Source organism: Acutalibacter sp. JLR.KK004, assembly GCF_036941085.1.
In the GTDB taxonomy this organism is placed as follows: domain Bacteria; phylum Bacillota; class Clostridia; order Oscillospirales; family Acutalibacteraceae; genus Acutalibacter.
In genome coordinates this window covers 546825-570655 of record NZ_JAYMNQ010000002.1, presented here as the reverse complement: position 1 = coordinate 570655, position 23831 = coordinate 546825, and the positions used below count along the sequence as shown (strand labels likewise).

Genomic DNA, 23831 nt, shown 5'->3' with positions numbered 1-23831 from the left:
ACCACACAAAGCAAAAACCCCGGAAACCGCATGGTTTCTAGGGTTTTCATGGTGGGCGCTAACGGACTTGAACCGCTGACCCCCTGCACGTCAAGCAGGTGCTCTAGCCAGCTGAGCTAAGCGCCCGGAAACAAAATCAAATTGCTTTATTATTTTACACGATAAGACAGGAAAAAGCAAGAGCTTTTTGAAAAAAAGAAAGACGGCAAGCATTACAATTAGGTTACACAAGGTCAAACGACCTGTGTACCCTAATTTTTTTGTATATCCGGGCCGGGAAATCAAAGGAGGACACCAAAATGAAACACGTTACATTTCAAGAGTACGAAGCCGCGAAAGCCGAAATTCTGTTAGGCGTACAGTATAAAGAAGATTCCACGCTGGAAGGCAACGTCATTCGCAAGACCTATGCCACAAAGGAAAACGGCGTGTTCTATGAAGTGAACGACGGTGGGCGCATTGAGTTTTGGAGCGACAAACACCCGGAAAGCCGGATTTACGATGAAAACGAGCGGGCCGCGTCCCCTGTCGCTGAAACCGCCGCGGCGGAAGCTGCCACCCCGGAACGGGTCCCCGGTTACGGTGAACTGTTGCAAGAAAAGATCAGGACGGAAACAAAGGATTTTAACGCCCTGAATGAGTTTGAAAAGTTCATTCTAAACCGCGGGTATCTGTACGACACGGAAGAGGAATTGAAAGCCGGATATGATCGGGCATGGAAAGCAAGTCACGGAATCATGGTGACGGCGGAAGAGTTCGCGGCGGAGATCAAAAGACGGGTCAAGTGGGACAAGGAACTTGATGTGTTGCCTTTGTATGACGTTCTTTCCCGGTTCGTTAAAGAAAAGAAACTGAAACCCGGCGACGTTTTCCAATACGCAGTTTATACATGGTGCTTGCGCAATCCTGCCGCAATCGTTGCATATCAGGAAAGCCGCGATAAGTGGCTGGTGAACAACTGCGACACGGAAATTTCGGAAGAGCGGGCGCGTGTCGAGGTTTGCGAGGAATGGGGTTTTGAAGCCAGCCGGGTGCGTATCATCGGAACCCCGTACTATGACGCGACCGATTGGCAGTTTATCCGCTTTGACTGCGCCCACATGACGTGGCTTTGGAAAGACGGAAACTTGTATCAGGCGTACGCGGATTAAAAGAAGAAGCGTTCCAAGAATCATCCGTTGTCCAAACAAGAACGCAAAGATAACCGCAAGATTTCAAGGGAGCGTATCTTTGTTGAACACGCTATCCGCTTTGTCAAAAGGTTTCGCATTTTCTCTGAACGCTATCGCAACCGTAGGCATCGTTTCGCACTTCGCTTTTCTTTGATTGCTGGTATCTGTAATTTTGACCGTTTTGCCTAATTTCGCAAGAGGTCTAATATTGCTCTGTGAGCAGCTGGGGCGTGAAGCTTTTAAGTCCGCCAGAAAAATCGGGCACTCCTGACAGCAGGGCCGTGCTGCCCACCACCAGCCAGTTGACCTCTGATACCATAGCGGTGGCGCCGATTGTCGCCACCGCTGTCTGGGCCACCGTCTTAACGGCCCGAATCCCCGCTGCTTTCCACCATTTTTTGTCATAACAGTTTCTGTTTGTGTAAATTGGGGTTCTTTTTCCCCTTAATGGTATGTGATAAATGCTGCATTTAGTTTTTCCGTCCTTTTCTCGTATCTGTATCGGGAGTATCTGCAATTTGCAGTTCTCCTTTTCGCAATTTTAAAATCACATCAGCTTGCTTTGCAAGCTCATTGGAGTGCGTGACGATAACCACGCATTTATTCATCTGATGGGCACATTCTTTCAAAATTGCCGTGATTTCTGCTGCTGTATCTTCATCAAGGTTGCCTGTCGGCTCATCGGCAAGGATGACCTTTGCATCAGAAGCTAACGCACGGGCAATCGCTACACGCTGTTGCTGACCGCCAGAAAGTTTCAGAACATTTCGTTTGCTTTCTTCTTCGGTCAGTCCCACCCGCTCTAAAATAGGCTGTGGCGGCAGTTTAGAAGTCAGAGCCACATTCTCTTTTGGTGTAAGATAATCAATCAGATTGTAGCTCTGGAAGATAAAGGCTACATTGTTTTTGCGGTGCGTGGCAAGACCTACGGTATCAATGTCTTGCCCTTCAAAAAGGATTTGCCCCTCAAGCGGACTGTCTAATCCACCAAGCAGGGAAGCAGTTCGCCTTTGGCATATCCATAATTGATAGGATTGTAGTACGCAATATTGCCGCAATTTTGTATCCGCTTTATCTCATTGTCAGTAATACGGATATGATTTTCCGTAACAGTCATTTCGCCATTCTCGTCTGATACAACGCCTGTACTCGCCCTTAGATAAAAGGCTGCTCCTAAAGCTCCTCGGATGTCACTCGCTAACTTCTCGGAGGCGGCAAGGAGTGAAAAACAGGCAATGAGAAAGGTCGACACGACCATAATGAGCAGAAAGATACTGATGGCTTTTCCTTTTTTACGGAGCAGATACAGACCTGCCCGCTTTTTATAATCCATTTAGGCTTCATCTCCTTTCTGCTGACAATCATATCTTTTTTTGATTAGTTTTTAGTTAGCATTTGATATGCGTTTCGTTCGTTTTTCCAAACGCAAAGAAACCGCCAGATAACTGACGGCTTCTTTAGAAGATGGCTTAATTTAATTTCAGATAGAACGCAACACCCTTGTCGGTATTCGAAATTTTGTATTCCATTCCGTGTAGGTCAAGAATAGTTTTTACAATGTATAAACCCAGACCGCTTCCGCCTGTGGCTTTGCTGCGGGATTTGTCCGCCCTATAAAACGGCGTAAACATATTTTCCAAATTATCCTTGTCTAAAAATACGCCTGTATTTTCTACAACCAAAATGTGCGTATCCGTGTCATAATCTGCATAAACCTTAGCATCTGCTTTAGAGTGACGGATGGCGTTGCCAATGATGTTGGATAACGCCTTACCGAACAGGTTGCGGTTGACTGACACACTTATATCTTCGGAGATATTCTGAAAAATAGCAATGTCTTTTTCAGTCGCCAAAGGCTGCAACTCTATAACTACTTTACTTACCATATCAGCTAAAGAAAGTGTTTCCAAAGAGCTGCCGATGTTCATTGTTTCCATTTTGGTAATAGATAGTATCTCTTTAACTAAGTATTCAATGTCCTCGGCGGATTTTAGTGCCTGCGGCAGATATTTGTCGTGGTTCTGGTAATCTCCAAAACCTAATATCATATTCTCAAGCTGACCTTTCAAAATAGTCAACGGTGTTTTCAGCTCGTGGGAAACAGCAGCAAAGAAATTCCTATGCTGTTCCTCCAACCTTTGAAATTTCTTAACATCTTTGGTTAGCTGCTGATTTGCCGTTTCCAATTCTTCCATTGTACTTTGCAGCCTTGCCGCCATTGTATTCAGACTGGAAGAAAGTACGCCGATTTCGTCCCCTCTGTCTGTATCACATCTCCAAGTCATATCAAGCTTGGTCATTCGCTTGGAAATCTGACTGATTTTTGCAATCGGTACAACAATCACTCGGCTGCAAATCAAAGCACTTAGGGCAGATAGAAGCAGAATGACCGTCAATACTAACGGAATAAAGCGGAGCAGCAGACTGAACAGTTCACTTGCCGTTTTGGAAAGAGAAATAACAGAAAGCGTATAGCTTGCTTTATCTTCTGCAAAGGTCACATCAGTTGTATAGGTCTGTGCCGTTGACAGGTCATCAGCAATGGTTTCAAAGTCCCCGAAAGTAACGCTGTTCTTTTCGTTTCCTAACATCGCCACGGCGTTGTTCTCAATGCAGAAATTTGTAATCAGCGTCGTCCCTTCCTCATAGCTTTTGTTTTCCAGAGCAGAGAATAACGCTCCTGCATTGTTCTCAAACTGTTTGCTGCCTGTGAGTTGATAACTTTGTGGCACAAATACAAGGACGATGCCGTATATCAAAACGCTGCACAAAGTCAATGCGGTAAAGACCCAAAGGAACACTTTTGTACTTAGAGAGTTACTAATTTTCTTTCGCAACTTTATATCCCACCCCTCTGACCGTTTCAATATAATCTACACCTAACTTTTTCCTCAGATTCATAATGTGGAAGTTGACACTTTTTTCCTCGCCGATAAACTCATATCCCCAGACAAGATTGAGCAGCTCATCTCTTGTGAATACTCGCCCTTGATTTTTAAGGAACAACAGTAAAATATCAAACTCGGATTGCGTGAGAATGACCTCCGCACCTGATACAAGGACTTGTCTTTGCTTTGCACTTATCTGAAGTTCTTTGTATCGAATGGTGTCTGTATCCATATCCGCTGTTTCCGTTCTTCTAAATAATGCTTCCACACGCTTTAGTACCAATTTAATCGAAAATGGCTTCGTAATATAGTCATCTGCCAACAAATCAAACCCCTTTATCTGGTCGTCCTCTGTATCAAGGGCAGTCAAAAGGATAATAGGAGTCTGGGCTTCTTGTCGTATCATTTCGCAAACAGCATATCCATTGATTTTCGGCAGCATAATATCCAAAAGGACAAGATCTATGTGGTGGGAATGAAAAGCATTGATACCCTCCAGACCATCCGAAGCGGTTACAACTTCATAACCGCAGGTTCTAAGCGGCTCGGCTAAGATGTTTTGTATTGCGATTTCATCTTCAATAATCAGTATTGTCTTTGGCATATCTTAAACCTCCAATCTGATTATACTAAGGCTTGGTTAGTTTTTGATTAGTTTTTCTGATTTTCTTCGCTTATCAGCAGGCTTTTTGGCATCTTTAGGAATCAGCCATACTCGATTAATATTCAAAACACCCTCAATACGATTTTCTTTGCATAACCGTTGCACCCATCTAAGTGATACATTCCACTTTTCAGCGACTTCCTGTGCCGTCATATATTCAAACATAACTGACCTCCTAAAATCGTACTGTATTTATTATAGAACGTTTAAACGAACTATATCAAGTGTGCAAATATAAACTTTCATCTCTTGCAGCAGGATATTTCGTATCCTTATTATGAGAGATTTCACGCCGATGGGACAGGCTATCAAGAAAGCCCGTGAAGCCAGAGGAATGACAAGAGAGGAGCTTTCTGGGATAATCGGATATGCTCCCAGACACATTCACTCTATCGAAAATGTGGGGCACTATCCGAGCATCAAGCTGTTTATCCAGCTTATTACGATGTTCGATGTGTCGGTTGACGAGTACATATTGATATTCAAAGGTGTAAATAAGCGAAAAAATAAGCGTACCACTATTTCTAATGATACGCTTATCCTAATTCAGTTCTTAATCAAGGTCGATATATACCGTTACGGTAGTTTATCTCCATTGATTTTTCCTTACATACTGTCCGTTAGCCTTTCGGTAAGCTGCCGCCTGCTCGAAAGATAGCGGTAATTCAAAGGAAAGAGGACTCTTTTTTACTTACTCTTGATAGCCGCCTGTGCTGCTGCCAGACGGGCAATGGGCACACGGTAGGGAGAGCAGGAAACATAGGTAAGGCCTACGTTGTGGCAGAACTCAATAGTGGTGGGATCGCCGCCATGCTCGCCGCAGATGCCCAGGATGATATCCTTGCGCACAGCCTTGCCCTTTTCAGCAGCCAGCTTCACCAACTGCCCCACACCCTCCTGGTCGAGGCGGGCAAAGGGATCGTTCTCATAGATCTTGTTCTCATAGTAAGAGGTCAGGAACTTGCCAGCGTCGTCACGGCTGAAGCCGAAAGTCATCTGGGTCAGGTCATTGGTGCCGAAGCTGAAGAACTCAGCCTCCTCTGCGATCTTATCGGCTGTGAGGGCGGCGCGGGGGATCTCGATCATGGTGCCAACCTTGTACTTCATGTCAACGCCAGCCTCAGCAATGATCTTGTCCGCAGTCTCCACCACAGTCTTTTTAACAAACTTAAGCTCCTTCACCTCGCCTACCAGCGGGATCATGATTTCAGGCACCACGTTCCAGTCGGGATGGGCCTTGTTCACGTTGATGGCAGCCTTGATAACGGCTTCGGTCTGCATTTCCGCGATTTCGGGATAGGTGACAGCCAGACGGCAGCCGCGATGGCCCATCATGGGGTTGAACTCGTGGAGGCCGGAGATAATGGCCTTGATATCCTCAACGCTCTTGCCCTGGGTCTGGGCCAGCAACTCGATGTCCTTCTCCTCAGTGGGAACGAACTCGTGCAGAGGGGGATCCAGGAAGCGGATGTTCACGTGCTTGCCCTCGAGAGCCTCATACAGCTTCTCGAAGTCGCCCTGCTGCATAGGCTCCAGCTTAGCCAGAGCGGCCTTGCGCTGCTCTACCGTGTCAGAGCAGATCATCTCGCGGATAGCAGCGATGCGGTCAGGCTCAAAGAACATGTGCTCGGTACGGCACAGGCCGATGCCCTCAGCGCCAAAGGCCACAGCCTGCTTGGCATCGGTGGGGGTGTCCGCATTGGTGCGCACCTGGAGGGTGCGGTACTTGTCGGACAGCTCCATGATACGGCCAAAGTAGCCGCCCTCAGTGGAGGCGGGCACAGTGGGAATGGCTTCGCCATAGATGTTGCCGGTGGTGCCGTCCAGGGAGATATAGTCGCCCTCTACATAGGTGCGGCCATTCAGCTCGAACTTCTTATTGGCTTCATCCATCTTGATAGCGCCGCATCCGGAAACGCAGCAGGTGCCCATGCCGCGGGCCACAACAGCAGCGTGGCTGGTCATACCGCCGCGCACAGTGAGGATGCCCTGGGAGTAATGCATGCCCTCAATGTCCTCGGGGGAAGTCTCCAGGCGCACCAGCACAACCTTCTCGCCGGCTTTGCCCTGTTCCACAGCGTCCTCAGCGGTAAAGACGATCTTGCCGCAGGCAGCGCCAGGAGAGGCAGCCAGAGCAGTGGCCACAGGTGTGGCGGCCTTCAGGGCCTTGGGGTCAAACTGGGGATGGAGCAAAGCGTCCAGCGCCTTGGCTTCCAGCATCAGCAGGGCCTCTTCCTCTGTCTTCATGCCTTCGTCAATGAGGTCGCAGGCAATCTTGATAGCGGCGGCTGCGGTGCGCTTGCCGTTACGGGTCTGGAGCATAAAGAGCTTCTCGTGCTCTACGGTGAACTCCATGTCCTGCATGTCATGGTAGTGGTTCTCCAGGGTCTTGCAAACCTCCTGGAACTGCTTGAAGGCAGCGGGGAACTTCTCTTCCATCTGGGCAATGGGCATGGGGGTACGCACGCCAGCCACCACGTCTTCGCCCTGGGCATTGGTGAGGAACTCGCCCATGAGCTTCTTCTCGCCGGTGGCGGGGTCGCGGGTAAAGGCCACGCCTGTGCCGCAGTCGTCGCCCATGTTGCCAAAGGCCATCATCTGGACGTTAACGGCAGTGCCCCAGGAATAGGGGATTTCGTTCTGCATACGGTAGTAGTTGGCGCGGGGGTTGTCCCAGGAGCGGAACACAGCCTTCACAGCGCCCATAAGCTGCTCTTTGGGGTCGGCGGGGAAGTCGGCGCCAATCTTCGCCTTATACTCAGCCTTAAACTGGTTTGCCAGCTCCTTCAGATCCTCAGCGGTCAGCTCGGTATCCTGGGTGACGCCCTTCTTTTCCTTCATCTCGTCGATGAGTTCCTCGAAGTACTTCTTGCCCACTTCCATAACCACGTCGGAATACATCTGGATAAAGCGGCGGTAGCAGTCATAGGCCCACCGGGGATTGCCGGAAGCCTTGGCCATATACTCCACAACTTCCTCGTTAAGGCCCAGGTTCAAAATGGTGTCCATCATGCCGGGCATGGAAGCGCGGGCGCCGGAACGGACGGAAACCAGCAGGGGGTTCTCCTTATCACCGAACTTCTTGCCGGTGATTTCCTCCATCTTGCCCACATACTCCATGATTTCGGCCTGGATATCGTCATTAATCTTCCTGCCGTCCTCGTAATACTGAGTGCAGGCTTCGGTGCTGATGGTGAAGCCCTGGGGCACAGGCAGGCCCAGCTTGGTCATTTCCGCCAGGTTTGCGCCCTTGCCGCCAAGGAGCTCCCTCATGGAGCCGTCGCCTTCGCTGAACAGATACACATACTTGTGGCTCATTGGTATCAACCTCCATAATAATGTTCAACCGGACGTAAACCTCCGGGTGACAGCAATGCTAACCGTTTGGGCAGGACAACAAAGCCTGTCCTTACGGGCTGCTATCAGAATTATACCAAACAATCGCTGAAATTGCCAGTATAAATTGGGAAGATTTTGAAATATTTTTCTTTTTGGGCAGAAGTTTGGGGCGGTTTTCAAAAAAATGCGTCTATGCCCTGCTGCTGGAAAGCCTGCCGGTATGTTTCCAATTCCTCCGGGTGCAGGGCAGGCACGTCCTTATAGGCATAGTCCCGGCCCAGAAGGACATATTTCTGCTCCCCCAACTGATGGAAAGGCAGAAGCTGTACCCTTTTGGCCCCCGCTTCCAACAGACGGCGGCAGAAGCCAGCCGCATCAGAAAGGCTGTCATTATAGCCAGGGATAACGGGGATGCGGGGCAGCACCTCTTTCCCGGCGGCAATGGCCCATCGGAGGTTTTCCAGAATCAGGCGGTTGTCCACCCCTGTACCCTCCCGGTGCCGGGGGCTGTCCCAATGTTTCATGTCGTAAAGGAAATAGTCTGTCTCTCCTGCTACGGACTGGAACGCCTTGGGATCTGCAAAGCCGGTGGTTTCCAGGGCCGTATGGATGCCCTTCTGTCGGAGGGCCTGCAGCAGGGCCAGGGCGAAATCAGGCCACAATAAAGCTTCCCCGCCGGACAGGGTGACGCCCCCGCCGCTTTCCTCATAGAAGGGCTTGTCCTGCAGGCAGGCTTCCAGCACCTCCTTTAGGCAGGCGCGCCGCCCACCCAGATCCTGGCCTGTCCCCAGCGCCCGTTCCTGACTTTCGGGATTGGCGCACCAGCGGCAGCGCAAAGGGCATCCCTTGAAAAAGACTACGGTGCGGATGCCTGGGCCATCGTGCAGGCTGAACTTTTGTATGTTGCAGATGTTGGCTTCCATGTGTTTCCTCCTGCCACAGGCTGTTTCTTCCTGCTTTTTGCCTGTTGGGCCGTATTCTCTTTTTTCAGCTTACCACAGCTTTTGGAAAAAGGCAATATCTGAAAGCAAAAAAGTTACGAATGAAACAAAGTGATGTATGTCCTATGCAGAGGAGATACCCGCGCCTGGTTTTGGCAAACTTTGCACAGCCCAGGGGCGGGACACTCCCCTTACTCACGCCCGTCTCATAAAAAGTGGCATAATAATGCAGGGTGATAAAAATGGAAGAAATCCGGGCCAGGATACCAGGATGTCAGAAATAGAATACAAGCGGCATCCAAGTTATATAAAATATACGCTGGCGGACATATTTATTATCGTAATGTGCGTTGCGAGTAGGGAGTGCCCAAAATAAAGATAATATGAATAATGAGGAAATATGAGAAAGAGAACAGAAGAGGCATGGAAAAATGCCCAAAATGTGGAAAGACAGAAAATCAGGTCAAGGCCGGGTACAACAGATCGGGGACGAGGCGCTGCAAGTGTAAGGAGTGCGGCATATATTACACGATAGACCCGAAGCGTCACGCGTATCCGGAAGATATCAGAAAACTGGCGATCAAAATGTACTACGGTGGGGCCAGCGGCCGCAGCGTGGGAAAAATACTGGAAATGAACAAGCCCAATGTAGCAAATTAGATAAAAAGAGCGCGAAAAATGATGTAGAAAAGCACAAAACTCCCTGCCCGTCTGAGACGGTGGAGCTGGATGAGCTGTACTGGTTTCTGGAACGCAAGCCCCGCACGGAAACGCGGGAAAACATCTATATCATGACGATGGTGAGCAGGGAGCCGCGACAAATTGTAGGTCATATGGTGAGTACGGACAAATCTTCCCGAACAATCCAGCGGATGGTGGACGCAGCCCTTGAAGCGAAGAGATACTGCACGGATGGGTCTAGCGGCTATCTGGACGTGATCTTCCCTGGAAAGCACATCTTCAATGTCCATAACAAAAGTGACACCTTCACCGTGGAAGGTGCCACTGCTGACCTGCGGCATTATATCCCCACTCTGGCACGGCGCAGCAGGTGCTTTCCCAGAAAGCTGGAGAACCTCAGGGCTGCTCTGCGTCTTTTTGTGTGTGCTTACAACCGGTTCGGAGCGGCCAAGGCCCGCTTTCGGATTCTCTACCCGCTCTCCGAACCTCCTTTTTTCTCTTCTCGATTTCTTTTAAGTGTTCGCTTGGACACTCCCCTCCTTCCCTCCTGGTTGAAAAACAGAAGCTTCCATGATAAAATGATCCATAGACAGGCGCTTGCTGGCAGGTTTTCCATCCAGCCCTGCTTTCGCCTGCAATGAAAACAGGAGGGACCTGCCCGGCTTCAAAGCATGCGGGCCTCCCCCACAGGAGACAAACCTATGGAAAAAAATTCCACTCAGTATACTACAGACGCCGCCGCTCTCGCAAGGCTGCACAAGATAAAAATGTTTGTGCTGGATATGGACGGCACCATCTATCTGGGAGACAGGCTCTTCCCCTTTACAAAAGGCTTTTTAGAAAGAGTGCGGCAAAAAGGCGGGGATTTCTGCTTTTTCACCAACAACAGCTCCAAAAACCGGGAGGCCTATTTGCAAAAGCTTTCCAGCATGGGCATCCATATCCCCCCGGAAAAAATGCTCATTTCCAATGATGTAATCCTCCGCTGGCTGCAAAAGCATCACCCTGGGGAAAGCTGCTATGTAGTAGGTACGCCGGCTTTGCGGGAGGATTTTGCCCAGGCAGGCATTCCCCAGCAGAAGGAGGCAGAGTATGTGGTGCTGGGCTTTGACACCACGCTGACCTATGAAAAGCTGTGCATTGCCTGCGATTTGGTGCGGGCAGGCAAACCTATATATGGGGTGAATCCAGATTTAAACTGCCCAGTGGAAGGGGGCTTTATCCCAGACTGCGGTTCTATGGCAGCGCTTATCAAGGCCTCCACCGGGGTGCAGTGCGAGTTTTTCGGAAAGCCCTCCCCCCACACCCTGGACTATATGCTCTCCCAAACAGGCTGCAAGCCAGAGGAAATGGCCGTAGTGGGCGACAGGCTGTACACAGACATTGCTGTGGCAGCAGGGACAGCGGTTTCCTCCATTCTGGTGATGAGCGGGGAAACCACCCCGGAAATGCTCTCCCAAAGCGAAGTGCAGCCTGACTTTGTGTTTGCCGATTTAGGGCAGCTTGCCCAGTGCCTGTAAGCAGAAGCCTTGTCTCCCCTGCTCTTTGGAGCCAGTCCCATCCGCCTATTACAAACAAGGGGTTGACAAAAAAGTGCGGCGAAACTCTGAGTGGAATGCCGCTTTCTATGATCCGGAAAATGGGGGAGCTCCCAGAACAATACGTCAGGCAGCACGGCTGGAACCTCTGGCACATGAACGCGCTCTTTGACCTGGAGAAATGAAACTGGAATTACCTGATCCGTATTCGGGACAAGGCTCGGGGCATTGCATACGGTATGCCTCTGCCTGACCAGCCGGAGTTCGGCATTCCCCTCAAACTCACCCTGGGCCGGCTGACGCCGTGGCCTCGACGCCCAATAGCAAACCCTTCCGGCCCTTCTGTTAGATAAATCCGTTCCCAGTCTTGCACCCGCTTATGGCGGATCCCAAATCTCTCTGCCGTTTCCCAATAACTGGGCTTTTCTTTTTGCATCGTTTCCACCACCAGTTTTTTGAATCCCGGTGTGTATTTCTTATTTGGAACCCCTTTGGGCATTATAAATCACCCCAGGCTTTCTTTTATTTGAGCAAATCCCGTATTACCTCTGCCGCCAGCAGCAGCCCCGCCATAGCGGGGGCATAGGAGATACTGCCAGGGGCAGGGCGGGCGGCTGTGCCCTTTGCCTCACAGGGGGCTAAGGAAGGAAGGGGCGGCTCTGTGGAATACACCACTTTTACTTTTTGGATGCCCAGCTTTTTTAGTTCCCGGCGCATTACCCGGGCCAGGGGGCACACAGAGGTTTTCTCCATATCCGCCACCTGGAAGGCTGAAGCGTCCAGCTTGTTGCCCGCGCCCATGCAGGAGATGACCGGCACCCCCGCCTGCTTGCAGCAGCGGATGAGGGCTACCTTGGCGGACACAGTATCGATGGCGTCGCACACATAGCTGTACTGGGAAAAGTCAAACTGCGCCGCTGTATCCTCTGAAAAAAATAGGGGGATAGCCTCTGCCCGGCATTGGGGGTTGATGTCCAGCACCCTCTCTTTTGCCGCCTGGGCCTTGGGTTTTCCCAGGGTGCTTTCCAGGGCCAGTATCTGCCGGTTGCAGTTTGTCAGGCTTACGTCATCGTTGTCGATGATATCCAAGGCCCCCACTCCGGCCCGGGCCAGGGCCTCTATCACATAGCCCCCCACGCCTCCGGCCCCGAACACTGCCACATGGGCCTGTTCCAGTTTTTCCAGGCCCTCCCGGCCTATAAGCTGTTCTTCCCGGCTAAACCTGTCCATGGGATTCTCCCTCCTTTTTCTGGGCGCTGGCAGCGCACAAGCCATACACCTCCCTGGCTCCAGCGGCATAAAGCGCCTGGGCGCACTGGCACAGAGTGGACCCTGTGGTGACGATATCATCCACCAGCAGCAAAGCTTTCCCCGCTGCCTGGGGCTTTGCCCGGTATCCGCCCGCTTTGGCGTTTTCCAGCCGCTGCGCCCGGCCCAACTGGTGCTGGCGGCGGGTATCCTGAGTTTTTTCCAGCAAGGGGAGCAAAGGCAGCCCCAAGGCCCTTGCCAGGCTTTTGGCCAGCAGCCTGCTTTGGTCATACCCCCGCTCCTTCCGCCTTTCCCTGGAAAGGGGCGCAAAGGAAACCCCATCGAAGGAAACGGGGAATTCCAGCGCCCTGCCTGCCATAAGCCTCCCTAGCTGTCCGGCAAGCCCCCGCTCCCCTCGGAACTTATATCGGTGCAGGGTTTCCCGGAAGCCGCCCCGGTAGTAGAGGGGCGCGGCAGCCGTCAGGGTTTTCCTGACCCCTTCCAGGGGGAACTGCCGCAGGGGCGGCGCTTCCGCCAAAGGCGCGCAGTCCTTGCACAGCAGTCCCTTAGGCGGCAGCACCCTGCCGCAGCAAAGGCACCGGGCCGGGAAAAACAGCGCCAAAAGCCGCTCTCCCAAGGACGGGGGAAAAGCCTGCCTCACAGGGCCGTGAGGAACCGGCGGAAGGCTTCATGGCCCTCCTCTGTGTCCTTAAACACCCCGGCGTTGCCCAAAATCTTCTGGAAAATATCCCCCACGCTGTGCTCCACTGCTTCCCGGGCATTCTCCCTGCCTGCGCCCTGGCTGCGCAGATCCTCAAACCAGGCCCTGTGCTTTTCCATTTCCGGCCGGGCCAGTATTTCCGGCGCCTTTTCCGAGCTTTCCAAGGCTTCCTTTAATAATTCTGTCTCCAGAAGCAGCCGGGGGGGCAGGATGGCAAGGCCCATCACCTCGATCAGCCCGATATTCTCCTTCTTCACGTGATGGTACTGGCTGTGGGGATGGAACAGCCCCAGGGGGTGCTCCTCTGTGGTGCGGTTGTTGCGCAGGACTAAGTCCAGTTCGAAAGCTTCCCCCCTGCGCCTTGCAATGGGGGTGATGGTGTTGTGGGGGGTGTCCCCGGAAAAGGCCAGAATTCCCACGCTTTCGTCAGAATATCCACGCCACTTTGCCAGCACCCTGTCTGCCAGCTCCACAAGCGCTTCCTTGTCCCCTGCTTTCAGCCGCAGGACGGACATGGGCCAATGGACAATGCCTGCCTCCACCTGGGGAAATCCTGGGATGGAAACTGTTTCCCGCAAGGGAGCCTTTGCCATGGGGAACTGGAAATTGCCCCCCTGGAAATGGTCGTGGGACAGGATGGAGCCGCCTACAATGGGCAGGTCGGCATTGGATCCCAAAAAGTAGTGGGGCAGAAACTCCACAAAGCCCAACAGCCGCCGGAAGGTGTCCTTATGGATTTTCATAGGGCGGTGCTCCCCGCTGAACACAATGCAGTGCTCGTTGTAGTATACATAGGGGGAATACTGCAAAAACCACTCCTCCCCGCACAGGGACAGGGGGATAAGCCGGTGGCTGCCCCGGGCGGCCTGGTTGAGGCTGCCCCTATAGCCCTCGTTCTCCCGGCACAGGGCGCACTTGGGATAGCCGGACTGGGGGGCGTTTTTCGCCGCCGCAATGGCCTTGGGATCCTTCTCCGGCTTCGACAGGTTGATGGTGATGACCATATCCCCATATGGGGTGGGGGCGCGCCAGCTTTTATCCTTTTTCACCCGGTCGGTGCGGATGTAATTGGTGGCCCGGCTCAGCCCGTAATAGTAGTCTGTGGCGGCCTTTTTGTCTTTTTCATAAAGACTGTAAAACTCTTTCATGATTTCCGAGGGCCGGGGGGTGAGGCAGGCCATGATTTCCGTATCGAACAAGTCCCGCCCGTCCTGGGTGTCCGGCTGGATTTTCCCCTCCCCCGCCGCCCAATCACACAATGCCTTTAAAGGCTCTGCCGGGCTTTCCAGCTCCTCTTTCACTTCGCAAAAGGCAAATTCCCCTGCCCCCAGCAAAGCCAGTATCCTGTTTGCGCAATAAAACATATCCTCTTTTTGCAGCAGGCCCTTTTGAAGCCCATACCCTATCAGCCTGCTGATTTCCCTGCTTATGTCTGCCCCCATCACGCTGACCCTCCTTTTATCCGTTTTCCTGTTCCTGCCCCATGCGCGCCCGCACTAGGGAGACAAGCTTCTCTACAGATTCCTGGAAGCTTATGCCGCTGGTATCCAGCAGCACAGAATCCGCCGCAGGCTTTAAGGGCGCCGTTTCCCGGGTGGAATCCTGAAAGTCCCGCTGGCGTATGTCCTGGAGGATTGCCGCAAAGTCTGCCGCCTGCCCGCCTTCCTCCATCTGCCGTACCCGCCGCCTGGCCCGCTCCTCTGGGGAAGCGGTGAGGAATACTTTCAGGGGTGCATGGGGCAGCACCACAGTGCCGATGTCCCTGCCGTCCATAAGCACGTTGTGCTCTTTTGCAAGGCCGCGCTGCAGCCCCAGCAAAAAAACCCGCACCGCCGGGACAGCCGCCACAGCAGAGGCTCCCATGGAAACCTCCGGCGTGCGGATGCGCCCGGTCACGTCCTCCCCGTTACAAAATACCTTCTGTCCCTCCGGGGCATAGGCCAGCCGGATGTCCAGCCCCGGCAGGGCGGCCTCTGCCGCCGCTGAATCGCCGGGATTTTGGCCTTTTTCCAGCAGGTGCAGGGCGATGGTGCGGTACAGCGCCCCTGTGTCCACATAAACAAAGCCCAGCTCCTTTGCCGCCGCTTTCGCCACACTGGACTTCCCAGCCCCGGCAGGGCCATCTATCGCAACTGCAAACATAGGCTGAAACCCTCCTTCTTCCGCGATGCCTGTTTATCCCGCCCGGCTTCATATTCCTCCCGCAGCAGGCGGTATTCCACCCGAGACTTCATTTTCCCGTCGTGCCACTCCCAATCGGGCCTGCAGGCCTCCTGTATCATGCCGCATTTCTGCATAATGCGCTCTGATCCGCAGTTCTCCGCCAGGCACCCTGTGTTCATGCGGTAAACGCCGTCCTTCTGGAACGCGAAGTCCAGCACAGCCCCAAATGCCTCGCTGCCGTAGCCCTGCCCCCAGAATTCCGGCAGGTAAAAATATCCCGCATGGCATATTTTCCCCACAGGCGTGCGCGCTATCACCGTGTAGCCCGCGCTGCCAATCTGGGCGCCGTCCTTTAGCTCCACCCGCAGGAAATAGAACCTGCGCTCCGGAGAGGCCGCGTCCGCCAGCACCCGGGCAAAATCTTCACAGGCTTCCTCCCGGCTGTGAACCATGATGTCCTGCAGATAATACATGGTTCTGCTGTGGGTTTTTAAAAAGAAATAAGCTTCCCCGTCAGCCGGGGTGTAATCCCGCAAAACCAGCCGCTTTGTTTCCAAGCGTATCATGTGCGCTTCCTCCCTTCCAGAAAAGTATCTATCCGCCTGATGTCTGCCCAGTCTTTCTCCCGGCCCAAAGCTTCTTTCTGTTTCCGGATGCTCAGAAGGCTTGCCGCCGGCAGGCCTTCAACCTGTATCACTTCGTCTGTCTCCCAGTTTTCCAGCACCTCTATCTGCCCGCTGTAGGCAAATATCCTAGTATTCCCTAAGGGGCTGCGGCGGAAAGCCACGCCCTTTGCCTCCAAGCGATCAGCCAGTTCTGTTGTGCAGACAAGGTCGATATCCCGCGTCTGCTCCTTTATGCCGTACAGCACCAGCGCCGCCCCAGAGGCAAGCCAGCAATCCTCCCCCAGAAAGGGCGCGCCCTTTAAAATTTCCAGGATATCTTCCCTGCCCAGCATGCCTTTTTCCATACGTTCTCCCTCCTTGGGTTTCTTCCGCGCCCCCCGCCTAAGCGTGCAGCCCTGCCAGCCGCCCGGTGGCAAAGGCTATCTGGAGGTTGAAGCCCCCGGTGGGGGCGTCGCAGTCCAGCATTTCCCCGGCAATAAACAGCCCCCTGCACAGCTTTGACTCCATGGAGCGGGGATCGATCTCCTTAAGGTTTACGCCTCCCGCTGTTACAATGGCCTCGGCAAGGGGCCGGGTACCTTGTATCTCCAGGGTGAAATCCTTCAAAAGCCTGCCTAATCCCCGGCGCTGCTCTTTCGTAACAGAATGGCAGCGGGTGTCAGGCCCAATGCCGCTGCGCTCTATGACAACGGGAATAAGCTTTTGGGGCAGGAGGCTGTCTAAAGCGTTTGCGTATATGCGGTTTTTCTGCCCCTCCAGCTCCCGGAGCAGCCGGGCATCCAACTGGGCCTCGTCCAGGGCTGGCTTTAAGTCGATGTGTACCGTATATTTCCCCGGCTCCATGGGCCGCATATAGGCAGAGGCGCTTAGGACAGTCGGCCCGGAAAGGCCGAAGTGGGTGAACAGCAGCTCGCCAAAATCCTCATATACCGGCTTCTTTTTCCCTTTTTCCGTCACCCGCAGGCCGCAGTTTCGCAGGGAAAGGCCCATCAGGCGGCTGCACCACTGCCCTTTTTCCACCAAAGGCACCAGGGAAGGCCCTATGGGCATAATGGTGTGCCCGGCAGCTTCTGCCAGCTTATAGCCTGTGCCGTCAGAGCCTGTGCCGGGATAGGAAGCGCCGCCGCAGGCCAGCACCAGGCTGTTGCAGGCATACCGCCTGCCCTGCCCTGTTTCCACGCCTGCGGCGCGGCCCTCAGACAGCGCCAGCCCTATAGCCTCCTCCTGGAGCACCTGCACCCCCTGGCTTTCGCAGAAGCGGGCCAGGGCCTCCGCAATGTCGTGGGCGCTGTCCGACTGGGGGAACACCCTGCGGCCCCGCTCTGTTTTCAAGGGCACGCCTAGGCCCTCAAAAAAAGCCATTACATCCTGGGGGCCGAACTGGGCCATGGCCCCCCGCAGAAACTTTGCCCCCCGCACAGCGGCGGCAGCGGCTTCCTCCGGGGCGCAGTTATTTGTCACGTTGCAGCGGCCCTTGCCGGTAATGCGCAGCTTGCGTCCCACCTGCCTGTTTTTTTCAAACAGCGCCACCCGCTTTCCCTGGCCGCCGCACATCCCGGCGGCCATCATTCCCGCAGGCCCGCCGCCTACCACAATTGCGTCAAACTCTCCCTTTATGCCTTTGCTCACGTGTTTTTCTCATCCACCTTTTCATAAACTCCATACTCGTCCCAAATAGATTCAATGCTCCGCAGCGTATCCGCCACCTCCTGGTGCCTGCGGATGGCCACTGCCACAATCAGGGCGTTGATAATGCTTTGGGGGCCTACAAGGGAGTCCACGAAGGAAACCATATCGCTCCTTGCCAGCAGCAGGTGGGCAGCATGTTCCGCTAAGGGGGACAGGGGGCTGTCCGTAATAGCCACAGTGACCATGTGCCGGTCAGAGGCATAGCGCAGGGTTTTTGCCGCCTTTTTTGAATACCGGGGGAAGCTGATGGCAATCACCGCGTCCCCCTCCCCGGCCCGGATAATCTGCTGTAAAATAGTGGCCTCGCTGGTGGCCTCTACCAGATGCACTGTGTCGAAAATCAGCCGCAGATAGTGGGCCAGGAAGGAAGCCAGGGCAAAGGAACTGCCCGCCCCCAGCACATAAACTTTCCTGGCCTTTGCCAGGGCGTCTGCGGCCCGGTTAAAGGCTTCCCGGTCAATATTCTCCCGGGTGCGCTTTAAAATGTCAATATCCTGTTCCAGCACCGCGTCCAGAAGCTTGTCAGGCCCTATGTTCTGGCTGGTCATTTCCAGGCGTTGGACGCTGGTGAGCTTGCTGCGTATCATCTCCTGCATGGCCTGCTGCAGGGCCGGGTATCCGGCATAGCCTATTTCTGTGGCAAAGCGCACCACAGTGGACTCGCTTACCCCCACTGTGGCCCCCAAGCGGGACGCCGTCATAAACGCCACCTTGTCCGGGTGCTCCTGGATATACCGAGCAATGGCCCGCTGGCCTTTGGAAAAAACCGCACTCTTGCTGCGGATCCTTTCAGAAAGCTGACTGTTCATAGTCCCTCCCATTTTGCAAAAAAGAAAATTTCCTCTTCATGCTTCATTCTAAGGCTTTATCCTGCAAAAAGCAAGAGGATTTCCGCCAAATTCTCCTCCCTACGGGATTTTTTTGCAAGCCGCCCAGCCTGTTTGCCCAGACACGCCTGCTGGTGCGCCCTGGCGGCTTCCGGTGCCTCCGGCGGCTTAAGGGGTTTTTTGAGGAAAAACCCTTAGGGCTTGTTTGAAAATAGAGGAAATGACGAATTTTTGATTCAGAAGTGGTCAGATTCCAGGAAAAAAACGCAAGCCAACCTGCCGGTTGGCGAGGATTTTTGACGCAGAATATGGCCGCTTATGGGCAAAAAGACAGCGTTTTCGATTTTTCAAACAAGACCTAGTAATCCCCAAAACCTTTGCGCAACAAAATATAACTATACCACCCCAATAAAATAACAGTGTATTGACATTAGGTGTAGAATGATATCAGAAGGTGATAGCAATGTTACACAACGAGGCGAGAAGACTACTGGTGCAGGCATACGAAAAGACCCACGACGCGCAGACAGTGGCAAAGTATTTCCAGGTGAGTACAAGCACAGTGTATCGTTTAAGCGGACAAATGAAGAAAACTGGCAGTGTAGAACTTCAAACCAGTCAGCGAGGAAGGAAACCAGCACTGACAGAAGAAGATTTGCAGGATATTGACCAGCTGATCACAGCCCAGCCGGATATCACGATCGACGAGATCATCGAAAAACAGGGACTGTCTGTCAGCAACGAAACGGTGCGAAAGGCCGTGATAGGGCTGGGTTATGTTTACAAAAAGAAGTCCTTTTACGCGGCAGAGCGGGAGCGTGTTCGATGTTGTGGCAGCGAGAGAGGCCTGGAGTGAAATGATAACGCAGTGCGAAGCGGACAAACTGGTATTCCTGGATGAAAGCGGTGTAAATACAGACTTGAGCCGCCGCTATGGGCGGGCCATTGGAGGGGAGCGGTCAGTAGACAAGACTCCCCTGAATACACCTGCCAATACCACGATTCTTTCCTCCGTAAGACGCAATGGTGAGACTGCTTATACGATTTACAGGGGTGGAACGACCCGTGAAAAATTTCTGGACTATCTCAAAAACACGCTCATTCCCACGCTGCACGAAGGGGATATTGTCATCATGGATAATATGCGCACGCATCATGTCAAAGAGGTCCAAACGCTTTTGCAGTCGAGCCTACTCCACCGAAAGAATCAAGCACCTTCATTCCTTTTTTCCCGAAAAGAAAACAAAGAATTGGAGGATAGGAAATATGAAAATTTATAACAAGAAAGGATTCATTACACCTCTTGCGAAAATAAAAATAGAGCGATAAAATAGAAGCATGAAATACGAAAAGCTAGCGGAATATTCAAACACAAAATTTGGGAGAATTACCGGGGTAAAGCGAGTAACATTTGACAAGATGGTAGAAATTCTGCAAAAAGGATATGCGGAAAAGCACCGGCGCCGTGGGAGGACGCCAAAGCTGAGCATAGAGGATCTGCTGCTGGCCACCCTGGAATATCTGTGGGAATACCGTACCTATGCCCATATAGCGGCCAGTTATGGGATAGCGGAAAGCAATATCTATCGAGGGATCAAGTGGGTCAATGCCATTAAGTTAAGCATTTTGTAAAAAGATAAAGAAACCGGCAAAAAGCCCTTGACAAAATGAGAAAAATATGCGGCGAAGCCCCTTGAAAAATAAAAACTTCAAGGGGCTTATAAAATGAAACAAACCGCAAAAAACTTACGAAAAAAGCTGCTGTCTCAGGTAAGGAAAATGGGAAAGAATCCCCAAATTTACGCCAGCCGGCCGGGACGGGATTTCACCCGCCGCAGGGCGCTGGATTTTGAAAATATCATTTTCTTCTTGCTCACCATGAGCTGTGAAAGCGTGGGCAAAAATCTCATGAAAGCTTTCCGTTTTCAAGAAAAAACACCTTCTGCCTCCGCCTTTGTGCAGCAGCGGAAAAAGCTTTTGCCTAAAGCCTTGGAGGACTTATTTCACAGCTTTTCAAATTCACTTACCCCCGAAAAGAAGTACCGGGGATATCGGCTGCTGGCAGTGGATGGAACGTCCTTGAAATCATCAGCATACCCTGCAGATTTGCTTTCTTATCTGCCCGGAACAGACCGCCAGCACGGTTGGAACAAGCACCTGATAAACGCTCTTTTTGACTTGGAAAACGGCATTTATACAGACTTAATTGTCCAAAAGGAACACGAGAAAAATGAAGGCAAAGCTCTGTGTGAAATGACAGACCGTTCGCGGATTTCAGAGCCGGTTATCCTTTTAGCTGACCGGAACTATGCGTCCCTGAACAACTTGGCGCATCTGGAAAACCGGGGATGGAAATATGTCATCCGCCTGAAGGAAAGGGATTCGGTTTTTGGTGTAAAACTTCCTTGTTTTCCCGAATTTGATATACCCGCAAGCCTCACTTTGGGGCGCCTCACAAAACGAAAACTGGAAACAAGAAATATCCCTGTTCCGGCAGATTATTATAAGCTTACAAGTCAGCGTGTTTTCGATTTCCTGCCTGTAGAAAGCGTTGGCTTTTACCGGCTTTCTTTCCGTATCGTACGCGTAAATTTCTGCAATGGAAAAACGGAAACCTTCCTGACAAATCTGAATAAAAATCAATTTCCGCCCGAAACTTTGAAAGCTCTTTACGCCAAACGCTGGGGCATCGAAACATCTTTCCGCAGCCTGAAATATTCAGTGGCGCTCATTCATCTCCACTCCAAAATTCCAGAACTTATTTTACAGGAGGTTTTTGCTGCTTTCCTGATTTTTAACTTTGCACAGGCAGCAGCCTGGAACGTGAAGCTTTCCTGCCACAACACAAAACAAAAACAGCGCCTCAATTTTTCCGACGCTGTCTTTGCCTGCTGTGCTTTCTTACGGAAACCTTTTCGAGAACTGGAAGGGTTGCTTTACAGGAAACGCTTTCCGGTAAGGCGGGGACGGGCTTTCCAGAGACCTGTTTCCTCGGGTAATCGGATTTCTTGGTTTTATCTTCCGGCACGATAGCGGGGCTCTTTGGGGGCGCTTAACTTAATGGCATTGCCCAGGGGGGGACATTTCTTTATTTGGGGATATTAGAAGATGGATGAATTGAAAAAGCCGACCACCTATTCCATATGGCTTTTCCGCCAGATTGGAAATTGCAAATAAGGAAATAATATTACAATTTTGAAAGCCTTGTAAATAAATTGCGGAAGTCTCAGCATTCTCAAATGAAGGAGGGCTGGGGCTTTTTATTTTTACGCCTGAAACGGCGGCGCTGTATATTCTACAGGTATAACGTCCTCTATTTCGTCGCTGTCCTCCGCTTTCTTCATCAGGTTCAATTCTGTGATTACGAAAACCTCCAGCCGCCCGTTCCTGCTCTCTGACGGCAGCAGCGGCACAACAAAGAACACCCGGCTCAGAAGGAAGCCTTCTCCCTCGAACACATCTTCATTGCATAGCTGACAGCCTAAAATTTCTTCTTCATCCTTCGGTTTCGCCGTGTCTGTGGCCTTATCGTGAAACCAGGCCAGATAACTTTCATATGCTTTGCAGAAAGAATATCCCTTTTGTACGCCCATTCCATAACGCCTCCATGTACTATATTCGCTTCCCGGCCGATTTTGCGGTGCTTTTATATTACCCCGCCGGACAGGAAAAAACAAGCGCCTAAGACGCACAAATTTTCGAGGGAAACTCTGGCCGTCCTGCCAGTTTGACAAACCTGCCTTTCGGCGGGATAATAATAGGGACTACCGGGTTTTCCAGCAGTCCCTATGTTCCTTTAGGCCGTCATATAGTCGTACAGCTTGGCCTTAAGGACAACCAGCTGTGCTTCAGCCGCCTCGGCCAGAGCCTTGTACTTGTCCCGCTCCTCGGCCAGCTGGCCCACCTGAACGGTGCGCTGGGCCAACTGCTCCCCCAGCTCCTGGGCGTGGTCGACCGGGTTCCCGGAGAAGTCGTTCTCGATGTTCTCTTCCGCGATATCGAACACGCCGCGGAAAGCGATGGCGATGTAGCTGTCCGGCCCCAGGTCGGCCACCATAGCTTTGATCTGCTGCAGGACTCCCCGCTCCTGGTCTTTAGTGGCCATTGCGGCCTCGGTTGTGTTTTCAATACACATTTTTAATTTACCTCCTTGTATTTTCCCCAGAGGTTTGGTAGAATAGATTTACCAAGCCTTTCGGGGATTGGTGTGTGAGGGTACTGGGTGTCTTGGAAGGGCGACCAGTATCCTACTTTTTCTTGATGGCCTGATTGACTAACTCTATACCACGGCGCAACGAAGCAACTCGTGTTTCATGAAAATGCTCTGCATTTTCGTCTAACTTTTTGAGCGTATCTGCATCGAGTCTTACGCCGATTTGTGTGGCTTTAGGGTGGTCACTTTTTGGCCTTCCCATTTTGGTGGGCACCGACTCACCTCACTTTTTGATTCCCATTATACATTTTGGGAATCAGAAAGTCAAGTACCATTTTTCCGCGATCGGCAAAATGGTACTTGGTGTGTTCCTGCATCTGACTACTTTTTGACTACCCAGCGGTTGAAAATACCCCATTCCCGCCCGTGCCGGGAGAGTCGAAAAAGCTAGGTTTTATGCGGGTTTTTGTACAAGTGTGTACTGGTTCGGAGTGCTTGACGTGCAGGGGGTCAGCGGTTCAAGTCCGTTAGCGCCCACCATGGGAAACCCGCTTAAACACTAGGTTTAGGCGGGTTTTTGCTATCTCTTTTTGTCCTGATTTGTGGCGAAAAAACTCTGAAATTTGAGGTTAAAATGAGGTTAAACCGCCCGTTTGAGGTTAAATTTGAGGTTAAAAGAGCCTGGCTGTCAGAAAAGAGACAGTCGGGCTCTTACACTTTGCAGAAATCACAAAATGCGTGATTATCTAACGAAAAACTATGTTATCTCCCTTTTTCATGCAAAAGCTTACCATAGCGGTGGTGCCGATTGTCGCCACCGCCGTCTGGGCCACCGTCTTAACGGCCCGGATTCCCGCTGCTTTCCACCATTCCTTTGTCATGATTTTTTCCCTCCTGTGTTTTCTAAAGTTGTTATGCGTACTTCGTGGTTATTCACCTGCCCGGCTACTTCATCAATGCGCTCATGCAGCCGCCCCCGGGCTTGGCGGGTGCTTTCCTGGAAATCCCGGTCAGCGCCCTCCAGCTTGTCCACCCGGGCTGTGATGCTGTCTAAAATCGTGGAGATCTTCGTCAGGTTTGAGCTGACCTTTATCATAGGCCCGGCCACTGTCACGATCAGCCCCACAATGGCGGCAATCACACCCACAACGCCCCATTCAGTCATATGGTTCACCCCCTTT

Annotated in this window: 31 protein-coding genes, 1 tRNA gene and 1 pseudogene; 10 read left to right on the top strand and 23 right to left on the bottom strand. The window is 52.1% G+C overall.

Features of this window, described 5'->3' with window-relative positions; all coding sequences use genetic code 11:
- Positions 1–49: 49 nt before the first annotated feature.
- A tRNA-Val gene (locus VSQ30_RS17160) sits at positions 50–126 on the bottom strand.
- 173 nt (positions 127–299) lie between these two features.
- Here VSQ30_RS17160 and VSQ30_RS17155 point away from each other — a divergent pair.
- A complete protein-coding gene (locus tag VSQ30_RS17155) occupies positions 300–1151 on the top strand; it encodes a hypothetical protein (RefSeq protein WP_334465816.1) in 852 nt (283 codons plus the stop codon).
- A 15-nt stretch (positions 1152–1166) separates the two neighbouring features.
- Positions 1167–1361, top strand: a pseudogene (locus VSQ30_RS20690) (transposase family protein); the annotation flags it as partial.
- A gap of 13 nt (positions 1362–1374) precedes the next feature.
- On the opposite strand, the gene VSQ30_RS17150 reads toward VSQ30_RS20690, so the two are convergent.
- From VSQ30_RS17150 to VSQ30_RS17125, 6 genes are all read right to left on the bottom strand, one after another.
- Positions 1375–1515 (bottom strand): hypothetical protein, encoded by a 141-nt coding sequence (locus VSQ30_RS17150; RefSeq protein WP_334465813.1) that lies wholly within the window; start codon positions 1513–1515, stop codon positions 1375–1377.
- A 127-nt stretch (positions 1516–1642) separates the two neighbouring features.
- Positions 1643–2230 (bottom strand): ABC transporter ATP-binding protein, encoded by a 588-nt coding sequence (locus VSQ30_RS17145; protein WP_334465811.1) that lies wholly within the window; start codon positions 2228–2230, stop codon positions 1643–1645.
- Positions 2152–2505: a hypothetical protein gene (locus tag VSQ30_RS17140; RefSeq protein ID WP_334465808.1), complete on the bottom strand. Its 354-nt coding sequence runs from the start codon at positions 2503–2505 to the stop codon at positions 2152–2154. The genes VSQ30_RS17145 and VSQ30_RS17140 overlap by 79 nt, the downstream gene beginning before the upstream one ends.
- Before the next feature lie 136 nt (positions 2506–2641).
- Positions 2642–4009, bottom strand: a complete 1368-nt coding sequence (locus tag VSQ30_RS17135) for a sensor histidine kinase (protein ID WP_334465805.1) — start codon at positions 4007–4009, stop codon at positions 2642–2644.
- Positions 3993–4664, bottom strand: coding sequence for a response regulator transcription factor (locus VSQ30_RS17130; RefSeq protein ID WP_334465802.1), 672 nt, complete (start codon positions 4662–4664; stop codon positions 3993–3995). Before VSQ30_RS17130 ends, VSQ30_RS17135 begins: the two co-directional genes overlap by 17 nt.
- Before the next feature lie 36 nt (positions 4665–4700).
- Positions 4701–4889 (bottom strand): helix-turn-helix domain-containing protein, encoded by a 189-nt coding sequence (locus tag VSQ30_RS17125; protein ID WP_160641739.1) that lies wholly within the window; start codon positions 4887–4889, stop codon positions 4701–4703.
- 112 nt (positions 4890–5001) lie between these two features.
- On the opposite strand from VSQ30_RS17125, the gene VSQ30_RS20825 reads away from it, so the two are divergent.
- Entirely contained in the window at positions 5002–5382 is a 381-nt protein-coding gene (locus tag VSQ30_RS20825) for a helix-turn-helix transcriptional regulator (protein ID WP_502876307.1), read from the top strand.
- Between the two features lie 29 nt (positions 5383–5411).
- Here VSQ30_RS20825 and ppdK read toward each other — a convergent pair whose 3' ends face one another.
- Both ppdK and VSQ30_RS17110 read right to left on the bottom strand, forming a co-directional pair.
- Complete coding sequence (ppdK, locus tag VSQ30_RS17115) at positions 5412–8042, bottom strand: pyruvate, phosphate dikinase (RefSeq protein WP_334465799.1); 2631 nt, start codon at positions 8040–8042, stop codon at positions 5412–5414.
- Between the two features lie 197 nt (positions 8043–8239).
- Positions 8240–8986: a glycyl-radical enzyme activating protein gene (locus tag VSQ30_RS17110; RefSeq protein WP_334465797.1), complete on the bottom strand. Its 747-nt coding sequence runs from the start codon at positions 8984–8986 to the stop codon at positions 8240–8242.
- Positions 8987–9394: 408 nt separating this feature from the next.
- Between VSQ30_RS17110 and VSQ30_RS17105 the strand changes: the two genes are divergently transcribed.
- The 3 genes from VSQ30_RS17105 to VSQ30_RS17095 are packed head-to-tail and all read left to right on the top strand — an operon-like array spanning position 9395 to position 11205.
- Positions 9395–9664, top strand: a complete 270-nt coding sequence (locus VSQ30_RS17105; RefSeq protein ID WP_334465796.1) for a hypothetical protein — start codon at positions 9395–9397, stop codon at positions 9662–9664.
- A gap of 59 nt (positions 9665–9723) precedes the next feature.
- Positions 9724–10326: a hypothetical protein gene (locus VSQ30_RS17100; protein ID WP_334465794.1), complete on the top strand. Its 603-nt coding sequence runs from the start codon at positions 9724–9726 to the stop codon at positions 10324–10326.
- 60 nt (positions 10327–10386) lie between these two features.
- Positions 10387–11205: an HAD-IIA family hydrolase gene (locus VSQ30_RS17095; RefSeq protein WP_334465793.1), complete on the top strand. Its 819-nt coding sequence runs from the start codon at positions 10387–10389 to the stop codon at positions 11203–11205.
- A 211-nt stretch (positions 11206–11416) separates the two neighbouring features.
- Here the strand turns inward: VSQ30_RS17095 and VSQ30_RS17090 are convergent, their stop codons facing one another.
- The 9 genes from VSQ30_RS17090 to VSQ30_RS17050 are packed head-to-tail and all read right to left on the bottom strand — an operon-like array spanning position 11417 to position 18479.
- Positions 11417–11722: a helix-turn-helix domain-containing protein gene (locus tag VSQ30_RS17090; RefSeq protein ID WP_334465791.1), complete on the bottom strand. Its 306-nt coding sequence runs from the start codon at positions 11720–11722 to the stop codon at positions 11417–11419.
- A 23-nt stretch (positions 11723–11745) separates the two neighbouring features.
- The gene (locus tag VSQ30_RS17085; RefSeq protein WP_334465789.1) at positions 11746–12453 is read right to left on the bottom strand and encodes a tRNA threonylcarbamoyladenosine dehydratase; all 708 of its coding nucleotides are present in this window, start codon (positions 12451–12453) and stop codon (positions 11746–11748) included.
- Positions 12440–13093, bottom strand: a complete 654-nt coding sequence (locus VSQ30_RS17080) for a ComF family protein (protein ID WP_334465787.1) — start codon at positions 13091–13093, stop codon at positions 12440–12442. Before VSQ30_RS17080 ends, VSQ30_RS17085 begins: the two co-directional genes overlap by 14 nt.
- A gap of 35 nt (positions 13094–13128) precedes the next feature.
- Positions 13129–14634, bottom strand: a complete 1506-nt coding sequence (locus VSQ30_RS17075; protein WP_334465786.1) for a UDP-glucose--hexose-1-phosphate uridylyltransferase — start codon at positions 14632–14634, stop codon at positions 13129–13131.
- A 16-nt stretch (positions 14635–14650) separates the two neighbouring features.
- Positions 14651–15334 carry a (d)CMP kinase gene (gene cmk / locus VSQ30_RS17070; RefSeq protein WP_160642181.1) on the bottom strand — a complete coding sequence of 228 codons (684 nt, stop codon included), beginning with the start codon at positions 15332–15334 and terminating at the stop codon, positions 14651–14653.
- Positions 15316–15921, bottom strand: a complete 606-nt coding sequence (locus tag VSQ30_RS17065) for a GNAT family N-acetyltransferase (RefSeq protein ID WP_334465785.1) — start codon at positions 15919–15921, stop codon at positions 15316–15318. Before VSQ30_RS17065 ends, cmk begins: the two co-directional genes overlap by 19 nt.
- A complete protein-coding gene (locus VSQ30_RS17060) occupies positions 15918–16325 on the bottom strand; it encodes a hypothetical protein (protein ID WP_334465784.1) in 408 nt (135 codons plus the stop codon). The genes VSQ30_RS17065 and VSQ30_RS17060 overlap by 4 nt, the downstream gene beginning before the upstream one ends.
- A gap of 37 nt (positions 16326–16362) precedes the next feature.
- Positions 16363–17610 (bottom strand): BaiN/RdsA family NAD(P)/FAD-dependent oxidoreductase, encoded by a 1248-nt coding sequence (locus VSQ30_RS17055; protein WP_334465783.1) that lies wholly within the window; start codon positions 17608–17610, stop codon positions 16363–16365.
- A complete protein-coding gene (locus VSQ30_RS17050) occupies positions 17607–18479 on the bottom strand; it encodes a MurR/RpiR family transcriptional regulator (RefSeq protein WP_334465782.1) in 873 nt (290 codons plus the stop codon). The genes VSQ30_RS17055 and VSQ30_RS17050 overlap by 4 nt, the downstream gene beginning before the upstream one ends.
- Positions 18480–18960: 481 nt before the next feature.
- Here VSQ30_RS17050 and VSQ30_RS17045 point away from each other — a divergent pair, with 481 nt between their 5' ends.
- The 4 genes from VSQ30_RS17045 (at position 18961) to VSQ30_RS17030 (ending at position 21530) form a co-directional block, all read left to right on the top strand.
- Entirely contained in the window at positions 18961–19353 is a 393-nt protein-coding gene (locus VSQ30_RS17045; RefSeq protein WP_334465781.1) for a helix-turn-helix domain-containing protein, read from the top strand.
- Positions 19316–19777 (top strand): transposase, encoded by a 462-nt coding sequence (locus VSQ30_RS17040; protein ID WP_334465780.1) that lies wholly within the window; start codon positions 19316–19318, stop codon positions 19775–19777. Before VSQ30_RS17045 ends, VSQ30_RS17040 begins: the two co-directional genes overlap by 38 nt.
- A gap of 58 nt (positions 19778–19835) precedes the next feature.
- Positions 19836–20129, top strand: a complete 294-nt coding sequence (locus VSQ30_RS17035; protein ID WP_334465778.1) for a helix-turn-helix domain-containing protein — start codon at positions 19836–19838, stop codon at positions 20127–20129.
- Between the two features lie 93 nt (positions 20130–20222).
- Positions 20223–21530: an IS4 family transposase gene (locus VSQ30_RS17030; protein ID WP_334461212.1), complete on the top strand. Its 1308-nt coding sequence runs from the start codon at positions 20223–20225 to the stop codon at positions 21528–21530.
- A gap of 233 nt (positions 21531–21763) precedes the next feature.
- On the opposite strand, the gene VSQ30_RS17025 is transcribed toward VSQ30_RS17030, so the two are convergent.
- The 5 genes from VSQ30_RS17025 to VSQ30_RS17005 form a co-directional block, all read right to left on the bottom strand.
- On the bottom strand, positions 21764–22090 hold the full coding sequence (locus VSQ30_RS17025) for a hypothetical protein (protein ID WP_334465776.1): 327 nt from the start codon (positions 22088–22090) through the stop codon (positions 21764–21766).
- A gap of 203 nt (positions 22091–22293) precedes the next feature.
- A complete protein-coding gene (locus tag VSQ30_RS17020; protein WP_334465775.1) occupies positions 22294–22632 on the bottom strand; it encodes a hypothetical protein in 339 nt (112 codons plus the stop codon).
- Positions 22633–22744: 112 nt separating this feature from the next.
- Positions 22745–22924 (bottom strand): hypothetical protein, encoded by a 180-nt coding sequence (locus tag VSQ30_RS17015; protein WP_334465772.1) that lies wholly within the window; start codon positions 22922–22924, stop codon positions 22745–22747.
- Between the two features lie 472 nt (positions 22925–23396).
- Positions 23397–23531, bottom strand: a complete 135-nt coding sequence (locus tag VSQ30_RS17010) for a holin (RefSeq protein WP_334465769.1) — start codon at positions 23529–23531, stop codon at positions 23397–23399.
- Entirely contained in the window at positions 23528–23815 is a 288-nt protein-coding gene (locus VSQ30_RS17005) for a hypothetical protein (protein ID WP_334465767.1), read from the bottom strand. The genes VSQ30_RS17010 and VSQ30_RS17005 overlap by 4 nt, the downstream gene beginning before the upstream one ends.
- Positions 23816–23831: the final 16 nt, after the last annotated feature.